The following is a 19,836-nucleotide window of genomic DNA, read 5'->3' as shown; positions in this document are numbered from 1 at the left end:
TTCAAATAGCAGCGGAACGAAAGTGACGCTGCTATTTATTTAGAGGCTATTGCTGATATTGAAGTAAAGCGGCCAGTTCCCTTATACGTTGTTCAGTGATCCAGTTCAGCCACTGTTGTTTTTTTACATCCGGTCTCATCGCATATAATAGCGCCGCTGTTTCATCGCGGTAAGGGATCCAAAGTCTCTGCGTTTTTCTCAGTCCATCTGCATTCACTTCTGTATTAAAATCTGTCAGCGGTTTTTTCCTAAGCTTTATTAATACATCGTTATACACCGCATTCAACCGTGCATCATTATCCTTCATCTCTGCTACACCCTTAGGCAGTTTTCCGCTGTTCAAATTTTCTATCAGTTGTACAAATTCATTTTTTTGCTTTACTAAAGACTCCGTTGCCCAGGCTGCATAGCCACTGCCTCCATGCAACTCTTCGTTCCATACCTTTGCCTCCAAAAAGTTGGCAGTAGCTTTATAAGACTGCTTCAGGTATTTGCCGCTTCCATTTTTAAGACGGGCCGTCAGCAGGCTCAGCCTTTTATGGATTTGAACTTCACTGTCAGCGGCACCTCTCCTGGCACAGTAGCCCATACCATAACCGCTGGTTACATAGTGGCATATATTAAATTCAAACTGCTGCTTCCCCTTCCACACTTGGTAGGCCGTATCTATAGCAATCATTAATTCAGCGGGTACACCGCCGCCACGACTGATCAATTGCAAAAGCAGTTTATTATCCACATCGGCAAAGCGCCCTTTCCGTTGCGAAGCCGCTTCAGCTATTTCCCAGACCGAATAAAACTGATTCATTTTACCCGTATCAATGTCATATTTTTTCACGAAAGCATTCGCGTCAAAGGGTCCGGCTTCGGCAGCATATTTAATACTCCTGATACGTCCTGCTTCGTTGTAAAATTGCATTGCCGGGTTGGCTTGCTTTCCTTTCTCATAGACGGCTAGTATCGAAAAAAGATCAGCTTTAAATAAATTGTTTTGCCTGAAAAAAGCCTCATCTAAAAAATAGCTCATGGCCTCTCCATGCCCCTTCAAAGCTGCTTGCTTGAAATGAAAAACGCGATCATTATCGGCCAGGGCATACCTGTATGCTAAATAAAAATGAGCATCTGCGTTATTCAATAGCGCCGCCTTCTCATATAAGACCTTCGCTTCCTGCTTTTTATCCTGCTCGTATAAAGCATTTGCTTTCTGCACGCACTCCACGGTAGACTGAGCATGGGTAAATCCAACATTACAAATGGTCCAAAAAATAAATAAGCTACATATGCGCATGAATGATTGATTGATCTTATAACGAAGATAGAGATTATACCGGCCCCAAAAGACTACAGAAATTAATACAAAAAAGCGAAAAAATGGTACAAAAAAACAGGCTGTGTTTGCATATGAATGACTTCTTTTGCAAACTGATTGTTTTTAACCGCCATAGGCAGCCCCCCTGCCGGCAGAAAAAATTAAACATGTCTTTAACCGGCACAGAGCTCTTAAATACAAAAAAGCATTTCGAAACCCTTGATGGCCTCAGGGGTATAGCTGCCATAGCTGTAGTGGTATTCCATTTTATGGAGTTTGCAGCACCTAAATATGAAGATAGTTTTATCGGGCATGGTTACCTGGCAGTAGACTTTTTCTTTTGCCTTTCGGGTTTCGTAATAACCTATGCCTATGATGAAAAGATCAAAGAGATTGGATTGGGGCGTTTTCTTAAGCTTCGCCTGATTCGTCTCCATCCCCTGGTTGTCATCGGCTCGGTTATTGGCCTGATCGCTTTTGTGTTCGATCCTTATAGTAATCTCTATCAACAGTACGGCTTAAAGAATGCGATGCTGATGTTTATCTCGGGCAGCACATTAATCCCCTACCCCCTGGTGCAGGAACGCTATTTTAACCTATTCCATCTCAACCCGCCTACCTGGTCGCTGTTCTGGGAATATATTGCCAATATCTTTTATGCCTTACTGTTTTACAGGCTGAAGAGATATGGCCTGCTGCTGCTAATGATTGCTGCAGCATTTCTTCTTGGCTACGAGTCTTACAAATCAGGATATATTGGTGTGGGTTGGAGTGGCGATAATTTCTGGGGCGGTGGCATCAGGGTACTCTATTCTTTTCTTGCAGGAATGTGTGTGTACCGTTTTAAATGGATCATCAACAACCGGCTGGGATTTACCTTCATTAGCATTTTACTGCTGGCATCCTTCCTGGTGCCTTATACAACAGCAACCGCTCCCTTTGTGGATCCGTTGATCGTTATTCTTTATTTTCCTTTAATTGTAGCTTTAGGCGCTGGTATTTCATTGAAGGGAAGGGCGAAAAAGATCTGCGAATTTTCAGGTGCTATTTCCTATCCATTATACATGGTGCATTATCCCATACTATGGCTGCTCTTAAGTTACCTGGAAAAACATCCGCTTTCAATGGATCAAATGTGGGTAGTGATCCCTATTGGAACCGTACTGCTCATTGTATTCGCCTACATCATTATGATCGGGTTGGACATTCCTATCCGGAAATATTTAAGAAGAAAAATAGATTAAGATAGTTGCTGTTTATGGTTGGTTAAATTGTAAAATCCACCGGCTACTCTACAATTTTTTGCTTCACTTTTTTGAAAAGATTCTTCACTTCTTTAGCCTTTCCGGCTACAATGCTTTCGTTATCGCCGGAATCTTCGTCCCGCTCCTGTTGCTTACCGCCACCAGCGCTACCATTGCCCTTGCCCGATGACATAGCAACGTCTTTGTATTGGGTCATTGTCGTTTTCTCCTTTGCAATTATTTCGCCCGCCAGCCATTGTTTTACAAAGCCGGTAACCACATCATTCACCTCTTTACCGGCTCTATAAATCACTTTCCATTTTACCGGTCTGGCTTCATAAGCAGGGTTAACAAATGTGCGGCTGCCGCCAGAGCCAGTTATTTCCGCTTTAAAGTCAACTGTTGCTGCTAATGCCAGGTACTCCTGCAAACGTTTCTTTACCATTACCGCCGGATCGGCCGGGTACATTTTTTCCCACCGTGTTTTATTAGGTGTAGGATCTTTTTGCTGTTGTATCTGTAGCTTTTGTTCTGCAATGGCTTTTTTTGCTTCGGCCAGTTGCTGTTTGGTCATATATCCAGCTGCCTGCGTCAGCGCCTTCTCAGCCTGTACTAAACTTTTTTCAATATTCTGAACTTCTGCCAGGGATAACCGCGGGGGTTCCGAAACCGGTTTTGTTTTAGCCCGAAGCTCCGTATACGCTTCAATAAACTCATGGCTATTGATATACTCTTTTACATAATTACAAACATCTTTGGCTACCGCGGCTTTATCACCTGCAACCATGCTTTTCAGGTTGCGTATATACGGTACTTTAAATGATTTTAATTGCGCATCTAAAGAACTTCCTCCTACATCTTCTACGGCATCGCTTCCGATCGGTGTGGCATCAAAATTCCCCACCAGGTTCTTTAAAATATAGTTTTGGGCATTACTATGCTTAATACCCAATTCGTTAATAATGTCCCTAACGGCAATAAAAGCCCATGTACTCAACGCGAGTACCACTAACAGTGTAGCCTGAATCCGTTTCATAACTTTCTATTTATTGATTGATATAATAAGTTTAAACAAACGGCTCAATAACTATATTTCATCCTCGAAGTATCTGTGCGGATAAGCTTTGCAGCCGGTTGATCATAAATATTCCATACTTCTTCAGTTACCAGTCCGGCTTCGTTTACCTGATACTGATACTCCCAGGTTTGGTAAAGTAACCGGGTTAAGCGATTATAGTAGCTCCTTTTCTGCACCAGGTTTTTCAAAGCTTTTCCAAACCGGTCAGCCAGGCTGGTTTTATAAGACAGCTTATCGGGGATAACAGTGAATTCAAATACAATGGAATCCCGCCGGTTTTGTGAAGGCGTAGTAAAATTCCTGAAATGATTGATCCAGTATTTATAGTTGCCGTTTTCATAGTACATATTGTAGTCATTCTCATAAGTAATATAATTACTGGTCATCCTGGTACAGTAGCCTGCATTATCATAATAGTAGTTGCTGATATTATTGATCGTTTTATCTGCCCTCATACTATATACAGAGTCTATAAAGCCATTGGCATGTACCCGCATATAGCCTGAAAAAGAAGGTTGATTATTAACAACGACCGAACTATTGTAAAATCCATTGCCTTTGGTATATGTTGTTGTATATACAGAGGTATTATTGGAATAACGGGTGGTTTGTATTACTTCGTTGCCTTTATATATAATCGTTGTGGTATCAGTACCCGAAGCTGATATGCGAATCACCTCAGAAAGTTTGTATTCCTTTGCTGCTTCGCCTGGCTTTGCAATATCATCCGATTTTGTACAGGACACCAACAAGAACATCATTGAAACTATTGTACAGGAAGAGATCCTTTTAAAAATTGTTTTCATTATAATTTAAAATTGGTAACGAGATCATTTGCTTTACTCTTCACAGGCGGTCCACTTCCCCGGCGCTATGCTAATAGTGGATGTGGCCGTAGAGAAAGCCGGAGACAGTATCAATATACTCTTAGACTGGGCATAAGCCACTCCACCGAAATTCAATGTATTCAACTGTACTTTACTAAGCAATTGTTCATCGCTAACAGCAGCGGATTTAGGTAATACACAAACGAAAATTACCGGGGCTACAGCGGTATAGATCTCGCCACCCGGATCCGTAAACTTATCGGTGTTTGCATTAATGGTATAAGCAATAGTAGACCAGGCGCCGCCCAAAACAGCAACAGCTGTTGCATTAGCTGTCCAGTTAATAGCTTTCTTATACCTTATTGGCCTGGCATCAATGGGGAATGTTCCGGGCATGGCGATGCTATTGAGTAGCCAGGAACAGCCGGTGTAAGCACCTGCACTGATAGCCGTAGTAGTTACCGTGGCAAACGCAGCGCTGCTTCCATCCGTTGGCCTGATGGAAATTCGTACACCGCCCACTAATAAGCCATCCCTCCAAAAGGCGCCCTGCATAAAGTCGTGTACATTAACACAGATATTTTCGGGTGCAGGCGGAGCCGGCGGAATGGGTGGCTCTGGCTTTTCGGAAGGCCCCATCGTAAAATTCAAAAACTCCTGGAACTGTATCCCTTTTCTAAGGTTCTCCGGAAAAATATTTAATATTGCCTGTTGAAATTTTTTTTCGTCGATAGCGGCTTTCTCCCACAATTCTTTAATAAAGGGATAGAACTCTTTTCGCAAACGCTCCACTGCCCGGATCTGCAGCTCAGGATCTTTTAAACTCTTTGCATATGCCACGGCTGCTTCATATTTTTTGAAATTACCGGTTCCGTCACTTTCAATTGCTTTTTGTAACTGGTTACGAACGGGCTCCAGTATTTCACTTAAATGCTTTTCAACCTCTTCATTGATATGAGTGTTCACCGGCAATTGCTTTAGTAACGTGCCATCGGCTTCACGGGCTTTGTCACCCTTGACTGCAAGTTTTTCGTTTGCTATTTTTGGGGTATATACATCATTGTCAGTTGATAGTTTATCTCTTTTTGTACAGGCAAATAATACAAGCACTATGGAGAGTTGGAGCATAGTTTTTTTCATGATCATTTTTTTAGAGGGTTATTGTTTAATAGCTTTAATTGTTTTAGAATAGGTTTTTACTCCATCTTTGTCGGTTTGTACGATCCTCACGAATACATCATTCCGGCTGGTATCCAAAAGATCATTAGCGGATTTGTTGCACGCAAAGAATGCCCATATCAGTAATGAAAAGAGCAGGTATAGTCGTGTCCAAAGCCTACGACTGCGACAACTTAGCAACGACAGTAAAATAAATATGGAAGCGCCAACAGTCCCGGCGTAAGTGCGCGCAAAGCGATATTGAAGCGGAACACTCGAATTACCGTCCTCTGCCTGCGTTACTATCTTACCGCTGATAATAGTAAAAGAATTGCCGTCGGCCGATGATTCTACCTGGAAATAAGCATTATTGGTTTCGGCCTGCGATGTCCAGTTCACTGCTAATATACCATTACTAACAGAAGCCTCTACCGCACCAAAAATTACGGGCAGCGCTATGGGTTCATCTCCGGCTTTCAGCCAGAATCCACTAAATCCGGTTGTAAAAAAAACAACTTCCCAACGGTTGGCAACATTATCCCAAACAACTTCCTGCGGATGTATCGTTACAGGAGCCCCCGTATACTGGTTTATTACCCCGTTGCCATTACCACTTCTCTTTTCAATGTAGATATTTCCCCTGTAATTGCGGCTATCATTGGCATCAACCGGTAACAGTATTTTAGGCCGTGTAGCATTGTAGCTGTCAAAATCCTCCTGGCTAAAAAATAAGGTAACTCTTGCGGTAGCATTGGATGGATTATTCTGAGGCAGTATATCGTAATGTCGTCTTACATACCTTCGGTCCTGTGTTTCATTTACCCAAACTCTTACTGTGGTAAGACCGTTCAAGGGATCAGGTGTATTGGTCGTATTGATCATGGCAATAGCCGTATTGCATCCTGATAAATAATAGTTATAGTTGCCATCGGCTGTTTGATTAACCGTTGCACTACTATTTCCTGTAGGTATAAGGCCAGGCATTTGCGGCCCCTCGGAGATTTCAACAGATACGGTTGTTTGCTCATGTCCACTGGTGATCAAACAGGTGTATGCTCCGGGTAACAGATTATTGACCTCGGCGGTTCTCAGGTTACCCGGGGTCCATAAATAGGCGTAAGTGCCGTCACCTCCCGAAGCAGTAACCCGGGCAGTGCCATACCCCTGAAAGCAGGTAATATCCGTCTTGCTTATTTCGGCATTCACAGGGGCTGTCCAGCTGATAATAACCCGCCCGTCAGCACCGCTCCTATGGTCGCCGCCACCGCCGCCCGGAGCTGCGCCGGCAGTTGACGGTATGGTATAAATGATATATTCAATAGAGCCGCTTCCCCCGTTTCCTTCGCCACTGCCGCCCGTGTAGCCACTACCAGACATACCATTTGCTGTTCTGGTTGCAGACCCGCCACCACCACCACCATTACCAAATGACTGACCAGGATCCGACCTCACACCATTGCCGCCATTGCCTCCTCGAAAAGTACCTGTACCACCGGCACCTCCAAAAGTATTTACCGCAGCACTGCCTATTCGCTCAAAGCGTGCTGCCTGGCCGCCCCCGGCCACTACCCCACCTGCAGAAGAGCTTCCACCCGCCAGGGCTACCCCTCCTCCTGCACCCACAATAACATTAATACTAGTACCCGGAACAACGGTAATATACCCCCTGGAGAAACCACCGCCGCCGCCGCCGCTTCCGGAATACCTGTAATTAGCAGCCCCTATCGTAGAGATCGTGCCACCTCCGCCGCCGCCCCAGGCCTCCACATATATTTTTGTAATCCCTGCAGGAACCGTAAAGGTTCCGGATGCGTCAAAGGTTTGCGAACCGCTTTGAGCAAATAGAATCACCCGGAATAATAAGATGCTCATCAACATACAATACTTCGGCAATTGCATATAATAGTTTTTATGAAAAGAGATGGATATCAATGGGCTTATTGCCGAATAGCGGTGATGACTTTTGAATAACTTTTTTGGCCATCCGCATCAACCTGTACTACGCGTATGTATAGATTCTGATCACTGCTATCAGCGATATCATTACCGTTCTTTCTGCAAGACAAGACACTCAGGGTACACACCATTATGACGAAACTCAACAGCCATAAGGATTTGCGTTTTTTAAATGTTATTGACAAGCTTAAGAACAGCAGAGCCAGACCCTGTAATTCCACGTAGCTTTTGGTAAATGCGTATTGAAGCGGGATGTCGGAGTTACCATCAAGGGCTTGGGTAAAAACTTTATAGCTGATCGTTACGAAATGCTTTCCGTCTTTCGATGCTTCAACAAGGTAATAAGCATTATTGGTTTCTTTTTGCGAAGTCCAGTTTACCGTAAGCGCGCCATTTCTCAGAAAGGCATCAATGGTTCCAAATGTGACAGGCAATACCTGGTCCTCATCCAGCTTCACCATCCACAGATCGGCAGAGCCATGTGCCCCAGAAATGTCACCATCATTTGAATACGTATGGCCTGCCGCCAGATAACCTCCGTCTGCTCCCCGGCAAATATCATAGAAGATATCGTTGGAGCTTCCACCCAAACATTGCTGCCAAAGCAAACTTCCGTTATTGTCTAATTTAAAAATCCAGGCATCTTTGGCACCTCCCTTGTATCCGGTAATATCTCCATCTGTTGATCCGGTCTCGCCAGCAACCATGTAACCTCCTTCCACCTGTATAATCTTCCTGGCAATATCGTTGTTGGTTCCTCCAACCGCCCGGGTCCACACCGTGTCCAATAAACTATTTAGTTTAACAACCCAGGCATCCGACCCGCCTTTATATCCATGAACATGATCCACATCTACCCCAGACGCATAGCCCGCAACGATATATCCTCCGTCCGAAGTTTGAATAACCGACTGCCCTCCTTCGTATCCCGGGGTGCCCAATTCCTTATCTGCAACAACAGCGCCCTGGCTATTTAATTTAACTACCTTCACGTCTGCTCGATTGGCTGTCGTTGCTTCACCTGTAATAATCGCACCGCCATCGGCAGTGGCGTCTATTGAGTTAACGGCGTATGACAAGAAAGACAACCATACATTAATACCGTCTGATGTATATTTAGCTACAAAATTGCTTCCTCCTACCCAATACCCTCCGCCGGCGGCCTCGCTAACAGCACGTCCTGTTGAACCTGCAACAGTCTGCCATTCTATATTCCCGGCTTCAGACAATTTCACCAGCCAACCACCCGAACCGGTTGTAACATCACCATCTACTATATCATTAGCGTTATTTCTGCCAGTGAAAATATAACCGCCGTCAGAAGTTTGTTTTATATCATTTATCAAATCAATGCCAGAACTACCATACCTTTTTTGCCATTCAATATTACCGTTTGATGCCACTTTAACGATCCAGCAGTCATCCTGCGAATATCCGGGCACCCCGGTCAGATTCCCATCGGTTGAATTGGTACTTCCTGCAATTATATAACCACCATCACGGGTTAGTTCAATGGAGTAAGCACTTTCCTCACCACCTCCACCTATAGCACGCTGCCACTGGGTGGCAGGGGCCTGGGCATTTACGCCTGATACAACTGCATTTAGCATTACTAACCCTGCTATGAAAAATATTTTCATCTGCTTGTTTTTTGTTCTGTAAAAGTGCCCTGTATATGAGCTTTTTCTTATCCTGTAAAAACAGGATATTGAATGAAACCGCATCGCTCATTCGGGCGATACAGCAGTAGTATTCTGCTTATTATTTTTGATAACGCTATGCAAAGCCTATAAATTCCTGTAAAAAGGGGAGTAATTTCATTAAATTCAATTCGTTTATTTGTAAAAACAGAAATATGCGATGGATGTCCACTGCCCAAAGGTTTATAATAGTTGCAGCAGCAATGGGGTATGGATACATAGGAACCGCTCAAACGAAAGTGCTTGATAGCATCAAGGCTGAAATCAATAAACATCCGCAAAGAGATACGTTGCGGGTGAGGATAATAACAGATTATGCACGGGCTGCACTAAACGGAAATACCTCGCAACTATTGCCCTATCTCAACGAAGTAATCAGTATCAGCAAAGAGCAAAACTACCGCAAGGGCCTGCAGGCAGCCTATCACTATAAGCAGATTTATTATTCGGATAAGGAGGATGCAGAAAATGCACGGGCTTACGCTGATACAGCTTTCATGCTGTTAAAGAAAGACACTTCCAAATTCGCGGTAACCTCTTTAGCATGGCTGCACAATAATGTTGCAGGTGACTATGCCAAATTAGCCGATTACAAGCGGGCTATTGATCATTTAACACAAGCAGCTATCATTTTTGAAAAAATAGATCCCGATGCTTTAGCCTCTGTCTACGGCAACATCGCGATCATGTATGCCCAGCTGCTATTGCCTGAACGGGCAATGGAATATGACAGAAGAGCCATTGCAGCAGCAGAGAAAGCTGGAGATTCGTTGAGCTTTGCGCGCCGCAATATAGGCTATGTATCGAGATTACTGGATGCACAAAATTTCAGAGAAGCCACAAAGATCCTGGATAAAATTGAACCTGTTGTTATGAGGCTTGACAATAATGCAACCTATATCTTTTTTTATCAGAACAGGGGGCTTGTAAGCAAACATGAAAAACAATATGAAAAAGCTATTAGTAATTTAAAAAAAGCATACGATTATTCGCTTCAAAATGATAACAAGCAGCTGGAACTAACGATTCTGGATCCACTTAGCGCTGTGCTCACAGAATCGGGGAAACTAAAAGAGGCCAAGCAATATCTCGACTCATTGCTTGCCAAATCTGTGGCCTTTAAAATTCGAACTGCAGAATTAAATGCTTATAATAATCTTGCCCATTGGTACATGCAAAATAAAGACTATGAAAATGCCAATAAATTTCTTTTTAAAAAAAATAAGCTTATCCGACAGCCTTTCTTCCGAAGAGATGAAAGAAAATATTGCCGTTATGGAAACGCGGTTTAAAGTGCAGGGGAAAGACAACGAGATAAAGATATTGCAGGATGAGAAGGAAATACAACAATTGTCTATTCGTCAGAAAAATACGCTGAATTATGTCTTATTCGGCGGCGCTGCTGCCCTTTTAGTTATTTTGGTATTGGGGCTACCGAAACTACAAAAAACCGCCAAAAGCTGCAACTACAGCGCATTACAGAACTTGAAACCCAGCAACAATTAACCGCCACTGAAGCTGTATTACAAGGGGAATCACAGGAACGTACCCGTCTCGCCAAAGACTTTGCATGATGGTTTGGGTGGCATGCTCAGTGGCATAAAATATGCTTTAAATACCATGAAGGGAAATCTAATTAATGACGCCTGAAAATGCGCAGCTTTTGAACGCAGTATAGACATGCTGGATAGTCTATCCAGAAATGCGTCGCGTGGCTCATAATATGATGCCTGAAGCGTTGGTTTAAATTTGGTTTGGACACAGCCCTGCAGGATTTCTGTTTGCATATATCGCAAAGCGGCGCCCTGAAAGTCTCTTACAAGTCTATAGGACTTAACGATATTCAGTATAGAGCAAACCAGTTGCGGTTACCATTTACCGCATGTGCAGGAAACTGATCAACAATAGCATAATGGACAATGCAGCGGCAAAAACCGCCATTGTTTCAATTAAGTGTTACACGATCACACGCTATCTGTAACCGTAGAAGACGATGGTAAAGGGTTTGACCACCACACACTTAAACAAAGCAGCGGTATAGGATGAATAATATTGAAAACAGGATCATTTTTTTTAAACGGCAAACTGGATATACAATCTCTTAATAACAAGGCACGTCTGTTTTGATTAGAATTACCTTTAACCTGACAATAGTGTAGCCAAACGCAAATGGCACAATGCAAATCAATCTCTTTTATAGTTGGATGATCACTATTGATAAATAAGAAGGCATCCAATCGCTACTGGTGCAGGGAAAAAGATATCAACTGGATGGGACATGCCACCAGTGCCGGCGTCCTGCCTGGCTTTCCTGAAAAACCATCAGCCCGATGTCATTTTAATGGACATTAATCTTTCCGATAAAACGGGGATCGATCTGTGTAAAGAGTGAGAAAGTACTTATCCTTCAGTTTTTATCATTGGACTCAGCACTTTTAACCAACATAGTTTATCAGCAAAATGATGGATAACGGGGCGTCCGGTTATATATTAAAAAATGCCACCCCGGCCCGAATTGATGGAAGCTATTCGTACCGTTATAAAAGGAAGGTATTTTTTAGTAATGAAGCCGCTCTTGCTTTGCAACAAAGTCCGGATGTTCATAATATTATTCTTACCCGCGCGAAAAGGAAGTATTAGAGTTAATTGCCGATGGCTTTACCCAATAGTGAAATTGCCGGGAACCTATATATAAGTATCACTACAGTTGATACGCACGGAAAAACCTGCTCGTAAATTTGACAGCGGAATGTAGCCTCATTAGTGCGGAAAGCCTCTCAACTCAACCTTATATGAACGAAAGCTGTGTTTATTTATGCCTGTTGCCTGAATGCCGGTAATATCCTTTTTTTCTCCTGGCAGAATTTTGAGGTGCGGGGTTATACGCCGGCTGTTGTCCTGAGGTGCTCAGGTATCGTCATTTTATCAACCTCCTTAGCAATCAATTTCTCAATGGCCTGAAACTTCCGTTGCTCCTTGGGATTCACAAAAGTAAATGCACTACCGGTTGCTTCCGCCCTGGCAGTACGTCCAATCCGGTGTACATAATCTTCACCATCACCCGGAACATCAAAATTGATGATCAAATCGATATGGTCTATGTCAATACCTCGTCCCAGGATATCGGTTGCCACCAGCACAGGTAGTCTTCCGCTACGGTATTGCATTAGCACGTCTTCCCTGCTATCCTGTTCCAGGTCGCTATGTATTTCGCCCGCTTTAATACCTACTCTTCGCAGATCCCTGGCGAGCTCCTTTACTTTTACCTTACTGCCGCAAAAATAAGAACGCCTTTATATTGTTTTTCCTTAAGCAGGTATTGTATCAAAGGAATTTTTTGCTCATCGTATACCATATAGGCCTGCTGCAATATCTTTTCAGGCGGCTTGCTCATAGCGATGCTGACCTCAACAGGATCTTTCAATATATTTCTTGCCAATATTTTTATTTTGGGAGGCATGGTTGCCGAAAACAGCATGGTTTGCCGTTCCTGGGGTAGCTTGCCGATGATAAACATGATGTCTTCATAGAAACCCATATCCAGCATGCGATCAGCTTCATCTAACACCAGGTAGCGTAAAGACTGTAACTTAACATAGCCCATTTTAATATGAGCCATCATTTTCCCGGGCGTACATACCACTATATCAGCCCCCATGGTCATCGCTCTCTTTTCCTGTATAAAATCATTACCATTACCTCCGCCATATACAGCAATAGAGCTCAAATTGGTGAAGTAGGAAAGTCCTTCCAGGTGCTGGGATATCTGGATCGCCAGTTCACGGGTAGGTACAATGATCATTGCACTGATGCCGTTACTGCTGGTTTCTTCTGTAAGTAACCTGTTGATGAGCGGCAATAAAACGCAGCTGTTTTACCGGTGCCGGTTTGCGCAAAAGCCAGTATATTTTTGCCATTAAGTATATGGGGAATAGCCTGTTCCTGTATAGGAGTAGCCTGTTGATAGTTGGAGGCTTCAATGCCCTCCATTAAACGATCGTCAAAACCAAATTCTGTAAATTTCAATTGTTTGTTGGATTAAAAATGAGCAGCAAAGATACCCTTGTTTAACTCATTGTATAGATATGTATTTCGCTGATACAAAACGATGCTCATGAATATAAATCAGGTTGGATAATTGTCATTGGTGTGTCAGGCATAAATTTCATTTTGTTACTGCTAGGGGTAGCTGGCGTGTTAAGGTGGGCCCTTCGGCGAAGGGTCGTGGCATAGGCTGGTCGACTTGTTGAGCTATAGGCACACAAAAAAGCCTCACAAAATTGTGAGGCTTCTGTAAAAAGAATGGCAGCTACCTACTCTCCCGCATTGTGGTGCAGTACCATCGGCCTTAAGGGGCTTAACTTCTCTGTTCGGTATGGGAAGAGGTGAACACCCTTGGTATAACCACCATAAATTCTTGAGTTGACAGGTTTATAAGTATTTAGTTAACAGGTAAGTCCTTATTAACTTGTGAACTTATCAACTTTTCAACTTGAATAAAATAACATATTGGAAAAAGAAAAAAATTAGAAGAGTACCTAACAAAATAAAATTAAAGCGTACGGGCAATTAGTACTACTCGGCTTTGATGTTACCACCTTTACACCTGTAGCCTATCAACGTAATAGTCTCTTACGGCCCTTAAAAGTAAACTCATCTTGAGATAGGTTTCACGCTTAGATGCTTTCAGCGTTTATCCTGTCCGTACTTAGCTACTCAGCATTGCACCTGGCGGCACAACTGATACACCAGCGGTACGTACGACCCGGTCCTCTCGTACTAAGGTCATGTTCTCTCAATTTACTAACGCCCACCACAGATAGGGACCGAACTGTCTTGCGACGTTCTGAACCCAGTTCACGTGCCACTTTAATCGGCGAACAGCCGAACCCTTGGGACCTTCTCCAGCCCCAGGATGTGACGAACCGACATCGAGGTGCCAAACCTCCCCGTCGATATGAGCTCTTGGGGGAGATCAGCCTGTTATCCCCGGAGTACCTTTTATCCTTTGAGCGACGGCCCTTCCATACAGAACCGCCGGATCACTTTAGCCGACTTTCGTCCCTGCTCGGCCTGTTTGCCTCACAGTCAAGCTCCCTTATACTAATGCGCTCTGCGTACGATTACCAACCGTACTGAGGGAACCTTTGCAAGCCTCCGTTACTCTTTAGGAGGCGACCACCCCAGTCAAACTACCCACCATGCACTGTTTCCCGCGAGGGATTAGATCCTAAATCAAAGAAGGTTGGTATTTCAACGACCGCTCCACAATGGCTGGCGCCACCGCTTCATAGCGTCCCAACTATGCTACACATCCGTAATTCAAAATCAATGCAAAGTTATAGTGAAGGTTCACGGGGTCTTTCCGTCCCGTGGCGGGTAACCGGCATCTTCACCGATACTACAATTTCACCGGGCTCGTGGAGGAGACAGCGTTCAACTCATTAGACCATTCGTGCAGGTCGGAACTTACCCGACAAGGAATTTCGCTACCTTAGGACCGTTATAGTTACGGCCGCCGTTTACTGGGGCTTCAGTCAGAAGCTTTGGATTACTCCGAACATCCTTCCTTAACCTTCCAGCACCGGGCAGGTATCAGGCTCTATACGTCATCTTTCGATTTTGCAGGGCCCTATGTTTTTGTTAAACAGTTGGTTGAACCATTTTACTGAGACCTACCGAAGTAGGTATGCTTTATCCCGAAGTTACAGCATCAATTTGCCTAGTTCCTTCTCCACGGCTCACCCGAGCGCCTTAGAATACTCATCCCGTCTACCTGTGTCGGTTTGCGGTACCGGCCGCTATGCTCGCTTTTCTTGGAAGAACTTTCACACTTGCGCTTCACCCGAAGGATCCACTCAGCTAATCCGTCAGCCTGTAGTGCTAGCATTCTCCGTCACTTTTAATGCATAGTGGGCGCAGGAATATTAACCTGCTTTCCATCGTCTACCCCTTTCGGGTTTGACTAAGGACCGGGCTAACCCTGATCCGATTAACGTTGATCAGGAACCCTTAGACTTTCGGCGATAAGGTTTTTCACCTTATTTATCGTTACTTATGCCTACATTTTCTTTTCTAACCGCTCCAGCATACGTCGCCGTACACCTTCGATGCAGTCAGAATGCTCCCCTACCGATCATGCGCCTAGCGCCGATCATAGAGCTTCGGTTCATAGTTTAATACCCGATTATTTTCCGCGCAGAGCCTCTCGACCAGTGAGCTGTTACGCACTCTTTAAATGAATTGCTGCTTCCAAGCAAACATCCTGGCTGTTATAGAAGCTCTACATCGTTTGATTAACTTAACTATGCATTGGGGACCTTAGCTGCTATTCTGGGTTATTTCCCTCTCGGCCACGGACCTTAGCGCCCGCAGCCTCACTCCCGGTAAACATCTGTTAGCATTCGGAGTTTGTCAGGGTTTGGTAGGCGGTGAAGCCCCCTAGCCCAATCAGTAGCTCTACCTCTAACAGACTTTATAAACCGAGGCTGTTCCTAAAAACATTTCGGGGAGAACGAGCTATCTCTCAGTTTGATTGGCCTTTCACCCCTATCCACAGGTCATCCCAAGACTTTTCAACGTCAACGGGTTCGGTCCTCCAGTGTGTGTTACCACACCTTCAACCTGCCCATGGATAGATCACAAAGTTTCGCGTCTAGCCCCACTGACTAAGCGCCCTATTCGGACTCGCTTTCGCTACGGCTCCGTTGTTTAAAACTTAACCTCGCCAGTGAGGACTAACTCGTAGGCTCATTATGCAAAAGGCACGCCGTCACAACATATAGTTGCTCCGACCGCTTGTAGGCGTACGGTTTCAGGTACTATTTCACTCCCTTATTTAGGGTGCTTTTCACCTTTCCCTTACGGTACTGGTTCACTATCGGTGTCTGAGGAGTATTTAGCCTTACCAGATGGTGCTGGCAGATTCAAGCAGGATTCCTCCGGTCCCGCCCTACTCAGGATACCACTCGTCCACATCAATTTCTGCTTACGCGGCTTTCACGCCCTATGGCTTAATTTTCCAAAAAATTCAGCTTGATGATGCTTTCTAAATGTGGTCCTACAACCCCGGCTCCGCACGCGAAGCCGGTTTAGGCTCTTCCCTGTTCGCTCGCCACTACTTAGGGAATCATTGACTTATTTTCTTTTCCTCCGGGTACTTAGATGTTTCAGTTCTCCGGGTTGGCTCTCTTTCGAGTGATACGTCTTCAACGTAACAGGTTGTCCCATTCGGAAATCCAGGGATATAATACTCGTGTGCAGTTCCCCCTGGCTTATCGCAGCTTACCACGTCCTTCATCGCCTCTCAGACCCAAGGCATCCACCATACGCCCTTAATTGCTTTAAAAAAGTTTATAAAACTTAATTAATATGAGGCCAGTATCTCTACTGGACTTTTTTATTTAGTTTGTTGTAGTTGTTACCCGACCACATTGCTTCAGACCAACCAAAAATTTTGGTGATATAATTACAATTATGATCGATAAACTATGTTAGGTACTCTCCTAACAATATTTTTTCCAATATGTCAAAGAACTTTTAATCAATTTGCCAATCAGCTAATATGCTAATGTGCTAATGATCGTAGTTGATAATATGGTTGCGAACCATCAGACCTTAAAACTATTTTTAAGTCATTATCAGTATGTAAAGAACTATTCTGTGAGGCTTCTTTTAAAACATTACCTCCTACTTTGTGGAGGATATCGGAGTCGAACCGATGACCCTCTGCGTGCAAGGCAGATGCTCTAGCCAACTGAGCTAACCCCCCAGAGTTTTAGTAGACCCGACCAGATTTGAACTGGTGACCCCTACATTATCAGTGTAGTGCTCTAACCAGGCTGAGCTACGGATCTGTTTACTAATGTGCCAATTTGCTAATATGCTAATGTGCTAATGCTTATCAGCTTTTGGCTTTAGATTGCCGCTCTCAAATTTGGCCATCAGGTCTTATGTAAAGAACTTTGTTTAAGTTGACAGGTTTACTGGTTGAAAAGGTAAAACCCTTATTAACTTTTCAACCGATCAACCTTTCAACTTCAATAATATTGAAAGAAAAGGAAACAACAGCACAGATAAGTGCTTGCTCTAAAAAGGAGGTATTCCAGCCGCACCTTCCGATACGGCTACCTTGTTACGACTTAGCCCCAATTACCAGTTTTACCCTAGGCAGCTCCTTACGGTTACCGACTTTAGGTACACCCGGCTTTCATGGCTTGACGGGCGGTGTGTGCAAGGTCCGGGAACGTATTCACCGTATCATTGCTGATATACGATTACTAGCGATTCCAGCTTCACGTAGTCGAGTTGCAGACTACGATCTGAACTGAGAGTAGGTTTTTGAGATTAGCTTCACGTCACCGTGTTGCGACTCTTTGTCCTACCCATTGTAGCACGTGTGTAGCCCTGGGCATAAAGGCCATGATGACTTGACATCATCCCCTCCTTCCTCGCGTCTTACGACGGCAGTTTCACTAGAGTTCCCAGCGTTACCTGATGGCAACTAGTGATGGGGGTTGCGCTCGTTGCGGGACTTAACCCAACACCTCACGGCACGAGCTGACGACAGCCATGCAGCACCTTGCTTTGTGTCTATTGCTAGAAATACCGCTTTCACGGTACGGCACTCGCATTCTAGCCCAGGTAAGGTTCCTCGCGTATCATCGAATTAAACCACATGCTCCACCGCTTGTGCGGACCCCCGCCAATTCCTTTGAGTTTCAACCTTGCGGTCGTACTTCCCAGGTGGGATACTTAATGCTTTCGCTCAGACACACACAGTTTATCGCGTATGTCGAGTATCCATAGTTTAGGGCGTGGACTACCAGGGTATCTAATCCTGTTTGATCCCCACGCTTTCGAGCCTCAGTGTCAATATATGTGTAGCCAGCTGCCTTCGCAATTGGTGTTCTATGTCATATCTAAGCATTTCACCGCTACATGACATATTCCGCTAACCTCCACAATATTCAAGACTAATAGTATCCATGGCAGTTTCCGAGTTAAGCTCAGAGATTTCACCACGGACTTACTAACCCACCTACGCTCCCTTTAAACCCAGTGAATCCGGATAACGCTTGCACCCTCCGTATTACCGCGGCTGCTGGCACGGAGTTAGCCGGTGCTTATTCATATGGTACCGTCAGTCGAGAAAGAATTCCCTTTTTTCGTCCCATATAAAAGAAGTTTACAATCCAGAGGACCTTCATCCTCCACGCGGCATGGCTGGTTCAGAGTTTCCTCCATTGACCAATATTCCTTACTGCTGCCTCCCGTAGGAGTCGGGCCCGTGTCTCAGTGCCCGTGTGACTGGTCGTGCTCTCACACCAGTTAATGATCGAAGGCTTGGTGGGCCGTTACCCCGCCAACTACCTAATCATACGCACACCCGTCTTCTAGCGTGTTGCCACTATAATATCAGTGAGATGCCTCACCAACATGTTACGGGGTATTAATCCAAATTTCTCTGGGCTATCCCCCACTAAAAGGAAGGTTGTGTACGTGTTCCGCACCCGTTTGCCGGTCGCCGGCGGTATTGCTACCCCGCTGCCCCTCGACTTGCATGTATTAAGCCTGCCGCTAGCGTTCATCCTGAGCCAGGATCAAACTCTCCGTTGTAAATGAGTTTGATTGCTGACTATTAAAAATTCTCAAGAAGAAAAATTAACGTGTCAAAAATCGAATGTTATTTGCTTTTGACTTACCTTTCGTGTCGTCTTACGACGATTTGATTGTGCTATTGTTTCCAAACTTTCAAAGAACTTACAACCAATTAGCTAATTTGCTGATGTGCTAATATGCTAATGATTAAAGTGATAATTATGGTTATGAACCACCAGACCTAATGTCATTATCAAATATCTAAAGAACTAATTTCTAAACTTAATGAGCGTAAAATACTACCCCGATATCTCATCATCCGCGGGCTTACCACTCATGGGCGACTCTCTCGCTCCTTTCATCTTTCCTATAAACTTTCTGAAGAACCAAACAACTTTCGTAGTGTTGTTTTTTAATTGGGATTGCAAAGTTAGTATCTTTACTTCAATCTGCCAAATTTTTTCGAAACTTTTTTTGAATTTATTTCTAAAGAATCAATCTCTAAAACCAATCAAAAACCTCTCTAAGAACTATCCGATCAATTATTTTCGGACGGCAAAGATAAGGAGAAATTTCGAAACTCAAACCAACTTTCTTAAAACTTTTTTTTCAAAGCTTTCTAAAGACGCAGACTTAACTGCAAAGGTGGGAAATAAGCGGAATGCTTAAAACTTAAGACATTCATTATTAATTTGTTATCCAGTACCCTAAGGGCTTTTCTAAGAACTTCTTTTCCGCTTTATCTCTCAAACGGGATGCAAATGTAAAAGCTTTATTCTAATTAACCAAATTTATTTTTAATAAATTCAACCTAACCATCTCTCTGCCAAACAATTACAACACTTTAAGAACTACGCTATTCGCTAACGGGTTGCAAATATAGAACTTCTCACAACATCACAAAACTTTTTACACAAATTATTTTAAAAAAAATTGAAAAAGGAGACCTTATACCTGCCCTACA

The 19,836-nt window shown here is 43.9% G+C and carries 10 protein-coding genes, 2 tRNA genes, 3 rRNA genes and 1 pseudogene; 3 read left to right on the top strand and 13 right to left on the bottom strand.

Annotation, left to right across the window (positions count from 1 at the left end; translation table 11 throughout):
- Nucleotides 1-46 precede the first annotated feature (46 nt).
- Nucleotides 47-1,288, bottom strand: a complete 1,242-nt coding sequence (locus tag ACLOAU_RS02040) for a lysozyme inhibitor LprI family protein (RefSeq protein WP_427860153.1) — start codon at nt 1,286-1,288, stop codon at nt 47-49.
- A gap of 188 nt (nt 1,289-1,476) precedes the next feature.
- Here ACLOAU_RS02040 and ACLOAU_RS02035 point away from each other — a divergent pair, with 188 nt between their 5' ends.
- Nucleotides 1,477-2,553, top strand: a complete 1,077-nt coding sequence (locus ACLOAU_RS02035; RefSeq protein ID WP_427860152.1) for an acyltransferase family protein — start codon at nt 1,477-1,479, stop codon at nt 2,551-2,553.
- Nucleotides 2,554-2,596: 43 nt separating this feature from the next.
- On the opposite strand, the gene ACLOAU_RS02030 is transcribed toward ACLOAU_RS02035, so the two are convergent.
- The 5 genes from ACLOAU_RS02030 to ACLOAU_RS02010 are packed head-to-tail and all read right to left on the bottom strand — an operon-like array spanning nt 2,597 to nt 9,212.
- Nucleotides 2,597-3,589, bottom strand: a complete 993-nt coding sequence (locus ACLOAU_RS02030; protein WP_427860151.1) for a hypothetical protein — start codon at nt 3,587-3,589, stop codon at nt 2,597-2,599.
- 44 nt (nt 3,590-3,633) lie between these two features.
- The gene (locus tag ACLOAU_RS02025; protein WP_427860150.1) at nt 3,634-4,437 is read right to left on the bottom strand and encodes a hypothetical protein; all 804 of its coding nucleotides are present in this window, start codon (nt 4,435-4,437) and stop codon (nt 3,634-3,636) included.
- Between the two features lie 33 nt (nt 4,438-4,470).
- Nucleotides 4,471-5,598: a hypothetical protein gene (locus ACLOAU_RS02020; protein ID WP_427860149.1), complete on the bottom strand. Its 1,128-nt coding sequence runs from the start codon at nt 5,596-5,598 to the stop codon at nt 4,471-4,473.
- Nucleotides 5,599-5,616: 18 nt separating this feature from the next.
- A complete protein-coding gene (locus ACLOAU_RS02015; protein WP_427860148.1) occupies nt 5,617-7,515 on the bottom strand; it encodes a SprB repeat-containing protein in 1,899 nt (632 codons plus the stop codon).
- A 38-nt stretch (nt 7,516-7,553) separates the two neighbouring features.
- Nucleotides 7,554-9,212: a hypothetical protein gene (locus tag ACLOAU_RS02010; protein ID WP_427860147.1), complete on the bottom strand. Its 1,659-nt coding sequence runs from the start codon at nt 9,210-9,212 to the stop codon at nt 7,554-7,556.
- A 215-nt stretch (nt 9,213-9,427) separates the two neighbouring features.
- Between ACLOAU_RS02010 and ACLOAU_RS02005 the strand changes: the two genes are divergently transcribed.
- Nucleotides 9,428-10,564 (top strand): tetratricopeptide repeat protein, encoded by a 1,137-nt coding sequence (locus ACLOAU_RS02005; RefSeq protein WP_427860146.1) that lies wholly within the window; start codon nt 9,428-9,430, stop codon nt 10,562-10,564.
- Nucleotides 10,548-10,778 (top strand): hypothetical protein, encoded by a 231-nt coding sequence (locus ACLOAU_RS02000; RefSeq protein WP_427860145.1) that lies wholly within the window; start codon nt 10,548-10,550, stop codon nt 10,776-10,778. Before ACLOAU_RS02005 ends, ACLOAU_RS02000 begins: the two co-directional genes overlap by 17 nt.
- 1,373 nt (nt 10,779-12,151) lie before the next feature.
- Here ACLOAU_RS02000 and ACLOAU_RS01995 read toward each other — a convergent pair.
- The 7 genes and pseudogenes from ACLOAU_RS01995 to ACLOAU_RS01965 all read right to left on the bottom strand — a co-directional run bounded on the left by ACLOAU_RS01995 (nt 12,152) and on the right by ACLOAU_RS01965 (nt 18,890).
- Complete coding sequence (locus ACLOAU_RS01995; RefSeq protein ID WP_427862670.1) at nt 12,152-12,496, bottom strand: helicase-related protein; 345 nt, start codon at nt 12,494-12,496, stop codon at nt 12,152-12,154.
- 38 nt (nt 12,497-12,534) lie between these two features.
- A pseudogene (locus ACLOAU_RS01990) lies at nt 12,535-13,262 on the bottom strand (DEAD/DEAH box helicase).
- 310 nt (nt 13,263-13,572) lie between these two features.
- Nucleotides 13,573-13,684, bottom strand: a 5S ribosomal RNA gene (gene rrf, locus ACLOAU_RS01985).
- A gap of 137 nt (nt 13,685-13,821) precedes the next feature.
- Nucleotides 13,822-16,620, bottom strand: a 23S ribosomal RNA gene (locus tag ACLOAU_RS01980).
- Nucleotides 16,621-16,969: 349 nt separating this feature from the next.
- Nucleotides 16,970-17,043: transfer RNA gene (locus tag ACLOAU_RS01975), tRNA-Ala, on the bottom strand.
- A gap of 10 nt (nt 17,044-17,053) precedes the next feature.
- Nucleotides 17,054-17,128: transfer RNA gene (locus ACLOAU_RS01970), tRNA-Ile, on the bottom strand.
- A 236-nt stretch (nt 17,129-17,364) separates the two neighbouring features.
- Nucleotides 17,365-18,890, bottom strand: a 16S ribosomal RNA gene (locus ACLOAU_RS01965).
- Together the 16S, 23S and 5S rRNA genes with 2 tRNA genes alongside form the textbook arrangement of a ribosomal RNA operon.
- Nucleotides 18,891-19,836: the final 946 nt, after the last annotated feature.

This window comes from Paraniabella aurantiaca, assembly GCF_050309965.1.
Classification (GTDB): Bacteria; Bacteroidota; Bacteroidia; order Chitinophagales; family Chitinophagaceae; genus Niabella.
The sequence above is the reverse complement of the archived record's forward strand: the minus strand, read 5'-3'. Positions and strand labels throughout refer to the sequence as shown.